Consider the following 6,524-nt stretch of genomic DNA (forward strand, 5'->3'; position numbering starts at 1 on the left):
GTCGGCCGCCTGCGGCGGAAAGTGGAGGCGGACCCGAACGGAGAACCTCCATGAGCACCTCTTCCCAGCACCGGCTCACCTCCTCCCCCAACCGCTTCGACCATGCCTTCTCCCCGGAACACCGCAGCAGCCTGCTGGCCGTCGCCCACGAGGTGGACTTCCCCGTCGGCGCCCGCCTGTTCAACCAGGGCGGGCACACCAGTCACTTCTGGGTCATCCGGTCGGGGAACGTCGGCATGGACGTGCACGTACCCGGCAGGCAGGCCGCGGTGGTCGAGACAGCCGGTCCCGGCGAGCTCGTCGGCTGGTCCTGGCTGTTCCGCCCCTACACCTGGCACTTCGGTGCCGAGGCCATGACGCCGGTGCGCACCGACGAGTTCGACGCCGCCGCCGTACGGGCCCTGATGGACTCCGACCCCGCGCTCACCTCCGCAATGTGGCAATGGGTCGGGCAGGTGCTCGCCCACCGGCTCGTCTCCGCCCGGGTCCGGCTCCTCGACCTGTACGCGCCCCACGGCAGCGGAAGCCACATCTGAGAGAATTGTCCCCAGACGTATCCGACCCGAGGGTGTGGCGTGGATGTCCGATGCACCAACTGCCGCCCCGGCGCCCATCCGGGTGTTCCTCCTCGACGACCACGAGGTCGTCCGTCGCGGACTGCGCGACCTGCTGGACTCCGAGCCGGACATCGAGGTAGTGGGCGAGGCCGCGACGGCTGCCCAAGCCCTGGCCCGGGGGCCCGCCCTGCGGCCCGACGTGGCCGTGCTCGACGTCCGGCTGCCCGACAGCGACGGCATCACCGTCTGCCGCGAGCTGCGCTCGCGCATGCCGGACCTCGCCTGCCTCATGCTGACGTCCTTCGACGACGAGGACGCCCTGCTCGACGCCATCATGGCCGGCGCCGCCGGGTACGTCCTGAAACAGATCAAGGGCTCCGACCTGGTCGCCGCCATCCGCACGGTGGCAACGGGCCAGTCGATGCTCGACCCGGCTACCACGGCCCGCCTGATGCGCTCGCTGCGGGAGCCGGGCAGCACGAAGGCCCCGGAGGACCAGCGGTTGACGGTGCTCTCCGAGCGTGAGCGCGCCGTGCTGGAACTCATCGGCGAAGGCCTCACCAACCGTCAGATCGGCAAGCGGCTCTTCCTCTCCGAGAAGACGGTCAAGAACCACATCTCGCGGCTGCTCGCCAAGCTGGGCGTCGAGCGCCGCGTACAGGCCGCCGTCATCGCCGCCGAGGTGCGCGAGCACGACGAAACCGGCCGCTGAGGCTCGCACTCACCGGGTAGGTCCGATCGGGATCCGCCAGACCAGACGGGTTCCGCCGCCGTTCGGGCGCGGCGAGACGGACAGTCCGCCCCGGCGGGCCTCGGCGCGCTCCGCGAGGTTGCGCAGACCACTCCGACGGCCACCCTCTGCGACACCCACGCCATCGTCACTCACCGTCACGGTCAGCACGCCGTCCGCCAGGACGATCCCGACGTCCGCCCGCGCCGCCCTTGCGTGCCGGGCCACGTTGCTCAGGGCCTCCCCGAGGACGGCCACCACGTCGTCGGCGACCGGGGCAGGTACATCCGTGTCGATCAGCCCCTCCATGCGCAGAGCGGGTGCGAACCCGAGCACGGCCCCCGCCTCGCCCACGGCCCGCACCGCACGGACCCGGAGTCTCGGGGTGCTGCCCGCCGCCTCGTGGTCGCGGAGTCCGAAGATGGTCGTACGGATGATCTTGATCGTCTCGTCCAGGTCGTCGATCGACCGGCTCAGCCTCTCGGACGCCTCGGGATGCTCCACGAAGCGCTGGGCGCTCTGGAGGGTCATCCCCGTCGCGAAGAGCCGCTGGATCGCCAGGTCGTGCAGGTCACGGGCGATCCGGTCACGGTCTTCGAGCAGGCTCACCTGCTCACCGTCCCTGCGCCGGTCGGCCAGCTCAAGCGCCAGGGCCGCCTGCCCCGCGAAGCCGGGCAGGGGTGCCACCTCGGCCGCGGCGAACGCCGGTCGGCCGGTACGCCGCGCCAGCATCAGCACCCCGCGCAGCTTCGCCCTGGTGCCCACCGTGACGGCCACCGCCGGACCGAAGCCCGTCCAGGTGTCCGACTGCGCCGCGACCCTGGCATCGGTGGCCACATCGGCGAGGGTGATCTGCCCGTCCCGTGCCAGGGCGAGTGCAGCCAGGATCCCCTCGCCGCCGGGCAGCACGATCCCACGGTGCGCTTCGGCCCCCTCCCCCAGCGCCAGCGAGCCGCGCAGCTCGCCGCCGGGCCCCGCCTGGTAGAAGACGCACATTTCAGCGGAAATGATGTCCCGGGCCCGCTCGAGCATGCCTTCCAGCACCTCGATCTCGGAGGAGCCGGACAGCAGGGCGCTCGTGAAGTCGGAGCCGGCCGCCAGCCAGCGCTCCCGGAGGCGGACCTCCTCGTACAGGCGGGCGTTGTCCACGGCGACGCCCGCGGCGACGGCGAGGGTGGACAGGACCCCTTCGTCCTCCGCGTCGAAACCCTTCCCGCCCCGCTTCTCCGTCAGGTAGAGGTTGCCGAACACCTCGTCCCGGACCCGGATCGGAACGCCGAGGAAGGAGCGCATCGGCGGGTGGTGCTCCGGGAAACCGGCGGAGGCCGCATGCTCCGAGAGGTCTCCCAGGCGCAGCGGCCGCGGGTGCCTGATCAGCTCGCCCAGCAGTCCGTGTCCGGTGGGCAGGGCTCCGATCCGCGCCCGGAGCTGGTCGCTGATGCCCACCGGGAGGAACTCGGCCAGCTTCTCGTCGCCACCCACCACGCCCAGCGCGCCGTACTCCGCGTCCACGAGGACGACCGCGGCCTCCACGATCCCGCGCAGCACTTGGGCCAGATCCAGTTCCTGCCCCAGCGACATGACCGCTTCCAGGAGCCCCTTCAGCCGGTCACGAGTCTCCCGCGCGTCGGTGATCTGCGCCTGGAGCGCGTCAAGTCTCGGCTGCGGGATCCGGCTCGCCGGCGCATCTCGATCGTCCCCGACCATGGACACCTCCGGCGGCGAGGGGCTCTGCGCACCCGCCCGGCCTTCAGCGTAGTCCCCTGCCACCCGGCCGGTCACGGCTGGAATCCTGAGTGGCGGGCAGGAGGGGTACGAGGCGTATGAGGGGCCGGCCCACAGGGAAACCGATCAGGCCCCCGACCGTCACCAAAGGCGCAGTGCCCGTTCACCCGCTCGGGACGGTGATCACGGGGCAGTGCGCACGGTGCAGCAGCCCGTGGACGACCGATCCGAGCCGGATGCCCGTGTAGCCGCCCCTGCCCCGTCGGCCCACGAGCAGGGCCAGGGCGTGCTCAGCGGCCTCGGCGAGGCATTCCACCGGGTGTCCGGTGAGCACCTCGTGGGTGAGCTTGACGTCCGGGTACTCCTGCGCCCGGCCTGCGGCCGTCTCGGTCAGCATGCGGCGCTGGGCACCCACAGCCGCCGTCTCGTTCTGGAAGGAGAAGACGGGTGGCTGCCACACAGAAATCGCATGCAGCTCGCAGCCCCGGAGGCCGGCCTCCTGGAAGGCCATGGCCACGGCCGTCTTCGACGCCTCGCTGCCGTCGACTCCGACGACGAGATGGGGCGGAGCCTTGGCGAGGCCCTCAGAGCCTCCCACCACCACGACCGGGCAGTGTGCCTGTGCGGTGACGGGCAATACGACGGAGCAGCCGCTGAAGATCTCCTCGGGCCGGGTCAGGTGCCGCGAACCGAGGACGACCATGCGCGCATGTCGGGACGTCCCGCAGAGCACCGGTGCCGGGTGGCCGTCGCGCAGGACGGTTGCCAATTCCGTCCCCGGGTGGCGCTCACGTGCCCAGACCGCGGCCTCTTCGAGAGCATCCGAGCCGGCCTGTCGTACGGCATTGTGCTGCGCGGTGTCGTCGACGACGTGCTCGGTGTCATGGGGCGAGGGCACGGCCAGGACGAGACGGAGGCGTACGTTGCGGCGGTGTGCCTCGTCGGCTGCCCAGGCGAGGGGCAGGAGCCACCCTCCGGCGGGATCGATCCCCACCGCGATGTCCCGTCCTTCCGCGATGTCCGTCATGACGCGTCGCTCCCCTGCTCCTCATCGTGCCGCGGAATGAGCTCCACGGGGCAGTGCGAGTGGTGCAGGAGACTGTGCGTGGTGCGGCCCAGGGTGGGTCCGAAGTACCCGGGCGATCGCCGTCCTCCCATGACGAGCAGGTCCGCATGGCGTGACGCCTCGACCAGGACCGCAGCCACCGAGACGCTCTTTTCCGCGGCGGTGTTCACCGTCAACGCGGGAAACTCCTCGCGTACGCGGTCGGCGACGGACTTCAGGCCGCGGACGTGGCGGTCGACGAATTCGTCGACGTCGTCGAGCTTGGTGACGGCGGTTCCGGCGTACTGAAGTGTGTTCCACACGGTCAGCAGGCGCAGTGTTGCCTTGCGAAGCTCTGCTTCGCGGGCGGCACGTCGCGCGCATTCGAGGTCGTACTCGTCCCGGACCGCGGCCAGCACCACGCCGCTCTCGGCAAGGTCCTCGCCGCCGCGCACCACGATGACGGGGGTCGTAGCGGCTGCCGCGATCCTCAGGCCGACCGACCCCAGCATCAGAGACTCGAAGCCACCCAGCCCGCGGTGACCGACCACGGTGGTGCCGTAATTCGCCCCCACCCGGTGCAGGCCGAAGACGGGGTCCCGGCGGCTGTACTCCGTGGTGACGTGGAGGGTCGGGAACCGCTCCGAGATCGCAGCGGCCGTGACCTCCAACAGGTCTCGGCCCTCCGCGTGGACGCGTTCGACGATCTGAGCCGAGAGGTAGAAGGTCCGGTCGGCGGTGTCGCCCGCGTAGAAGATGTGAAGGGTGCTGTTGCGTCGGGACGCCTCGGCGCCGGCCCAGAATGCCGCTGTCAGCGCGGTGCTCGACCCGTCGACACCGACGATGACCGAATCGAGGTCCGGATGGTGTGACGTGGAGCCTCCCATGGCGTCCTCCTCTGTCGAACAGCGTCGGGGGGTGTCTTCACACTGCCACCCGGGCCCGCGCGAGGAATGGGCCGCAGGGGGCATTCAAGGGACCGAAGGTCCCTTGCCCGCTGGGCACCGCCTCAGCGACCGCACAGCGCCGGGGACTGGTCAGTCCTGACACGGGACCCGTTCGGCCCTCGCACCGCGGGCGTACTCGGCGGATGGTGGCTGGTGAGGGCGCTCCGCAAGGCGCGCTCACTGGCCGAAGCCGACAGGAGGGCCACAGATGAAGCACGCCAAGGTCGGCTTCCTGATGACCGACGAGGTCGTCTCGGTCATCGGGCGGACTCCGTCCACGGACGTGGCTGCGCTGCTCGTCGAACACGACATCAGCGGCGTGCCGGTCGTGGACTCGGACGACCGCGTCCTCGGGGTCATTTCGCGGACCGATCTGCTCAACCAAGACACCCTCACGGCTCAGGACTTGATGACCGCGCCAGCCGTCACGGTCCACGCCGAACAGACCGTCACCGAGGCCGCCCGCCTCATCACCCGTCGCGGCGTGACGCGGCTGCCGGTCGTCGACGACGAGGACCGTCTGGTCGGCATCGTGACCCGACGCGACCTGCTGCGCGTGTTCCTGCGCCCGGACCACGAGATACACCGTGTGCTGGTCGAGGACGTGCTCGCGGACACGATGGGCATCGGCGCCGATGCCGTGGGCGTGCGTGTCGTGGACGGGGTCGTCACCTTGGACGGTCGACTGCCCAAGAGCAGCCAGATTCCCGTCGCGCTCCGGCTCGCCGGACAGTTGGACGGTGTGGTCGCGGTCATCGACCGGCTCACGGCACACGCCAACGACACCCGCACCCGCACCCGTCTACCGGACCGCAGCACCGAGGACGTTTCCCACTGACCCAGGGTGTGGACCGTTCGGCCCCTGCCCGCCGCACCCGTACCGCGCGAGCATGGATCCAGGCAGGCTCGCCGCACCCGGTCGCACCGGTGCGGAGTCCTGCAGACGGATCCGGGTCATCCCCTTGCTCCGCCACCGCACTTCGTGAGGAGCACCTTCATGGAAATCCTGATCTTCGCGCTGATCGCCCTGGCCGTGGTCGCCCTGATCGGGCTGACGATGGCCCTGAAGATCGTCAAGCAGTACGAGAAGGGTGTGCTGTTCCGCTTCGGTCGGCTCATCGGCACCCGTGCGCCGGGCGCACCAGCTGCCCGACAGCATGAAGCGCGCGATGGCCCGCCAGGCCGAGGCCGAACGGGAGAAGAGGGCCAAGATCATCAACGCGGAGGGCGAATCGATGGCCGCAGCCGCACTCGGTGACGCCTCCGACACCATGATGGCCCACCCCCTCGCCCTGCAACTGCGCAACCTGCAGAGCCTCGTGGAAATCGGCGTCGACAAGAACACCACCGTGGTCTTCCCCGCCCCGCTCATGAGCACCATCGGCGAACTCGGCGCCTTCCTCGCCCGCGAGTCCTCCGCCGCCGCGGCCGCGCCGGTCCAGGCACCGCCCGTGGTGGAGCTCGCCGCGAAGATCCCCGCCCCACCCCTGCCCAACGGAGCCGCAAAGACCGTGTATCAG

The 6,524-nt window shown here is 70.6% G+C and carries 7 protein-coding genes and 1 pseudogene; 5 read left to right on the top strand and 3 right to left on the bottom strand.

Annotated features, from left to right (window positions below; all coding sequences use genetic code 11):
* The first annotated feature begins 50 nt into the window (after positions 1-50).
* Positions 51-536 carry a Crp/Fnr family transcriptional regulator gene (locus tag ACFVX6_RS33535; protein WP_389697913.1) on the top strand — a complete coding sequence of 162 codons (486 nt, stop codon included), beginning with the start codon at positions 51-53 and terminating at the stop codon, positions 534-536.
* A 43-nt stretch (positions 537-579) separates the two neighbouring features.
* Complete coding sequence (locus tag ACFVX6_RS33540) at positions 580-1,269, top strand: response regulator (RefSeq protein ID WP_389697915.1); 690 nt, start codon at positions 580-582, stop codon at positions 1,267-1,269.
* Positions 1,270-1,278: 9 nt separating this feature from the next.
* Here the strand turns inward: ACFVX6_RS33540 and ACFVX6_RS33545 are convergent, their stop codons facing one another.
* From ACFVX6_RS33545 to ACFVX6_RS33555, 3 genes are all read right to left on the bottom strand, one after another.
* Complete coding sequence (locus ACFVX6_RS33545) at positions 1,279-2,994, bottom strand: GAF domain-containing protein (RefSeq protein ID WP_389697917.1); 1,716 nt, start codon at positions 2,992-2,994, stop codon at positions 1,279-1,281.
* A gap of 181 nt (positions 2,995-3,175) precedes the next feature.
* Positions 3,176-4,039 (bottom strand): universal stress protein, encoded by an 864-nt coding sequence (locus tag ACFVX6_RS33550; protein ID WP_389697919.1) that lies wholly within the window; start codon positions 4,037-4,039, stop codon positions 3,176-3,178.
* On the bottom strand, positions 4,036-4,944 hold the full coding sequence (locus ACFVX6_RS33555; protein WP_389697921.1) for a universal stress protein: 909 nt from the start codon (positions 4,942-4,944) through the stop codon (positions 4,036-4,038). Before ACFVX6_RS33555 ends, ACFVX6_RS33550 begins: the two co-directional genes overlap by 4 nt.
* Positions 4,945-5,212: 268 nt before the next feature.
* Here ACFVX6_RS33555 and ACFVX6_RS33560 point away from each other — a divergent pair, with 268 nt between their 5' ends.
* From ACFVX6_RS33560 to ACFVX6_RS33570, 3 genes and pseudogenes are all read left to right on the top strand, one after another.
* Positions 5,213-5,842, top strand: coding sequence for a CBS domain-containing protein (locus ACFVX6_RS33560; RefSeq protein ID WP_389697923.1), 630 nt, complete (start codon positions 5,213-5,215; stop codon positions 5,840-5,842).
* A 159-nt stretch (positions 5,843-6,001) separates the two neighbouring features.
* Positions 6,002-6,262: a hypothetical protein gene (locus ACFVX6_RS33565; RefSeq protein ID WP_389697925.1), complete on the top strand. Its 261-nt coding sequence runs from the start codon at positions 6,002-6,004 to the stop codon at positions 6,260-6,262.
* Positions 6,240-6,524 (top strand): annotated as a pseudogene (locus tag ACFVX6_RS33570) (slipin family protein); the annotation flags it as partial. The gene ACFVX6_RS33565 and the pseudogene ACFVX6_RS33570, both read left to right, overlap by 23 nt.

Source organism: Streptomyces sp. NPDC058289, from assembly GCF_042880975.1.
Taxonomy (GTDB): domain Bacteria; phylum Actinomycetota; class Actinomycetes; order Streptomycetales; family Streptomycetaceae; genus Streptomyces; species Streptomyces stoeckheimensis.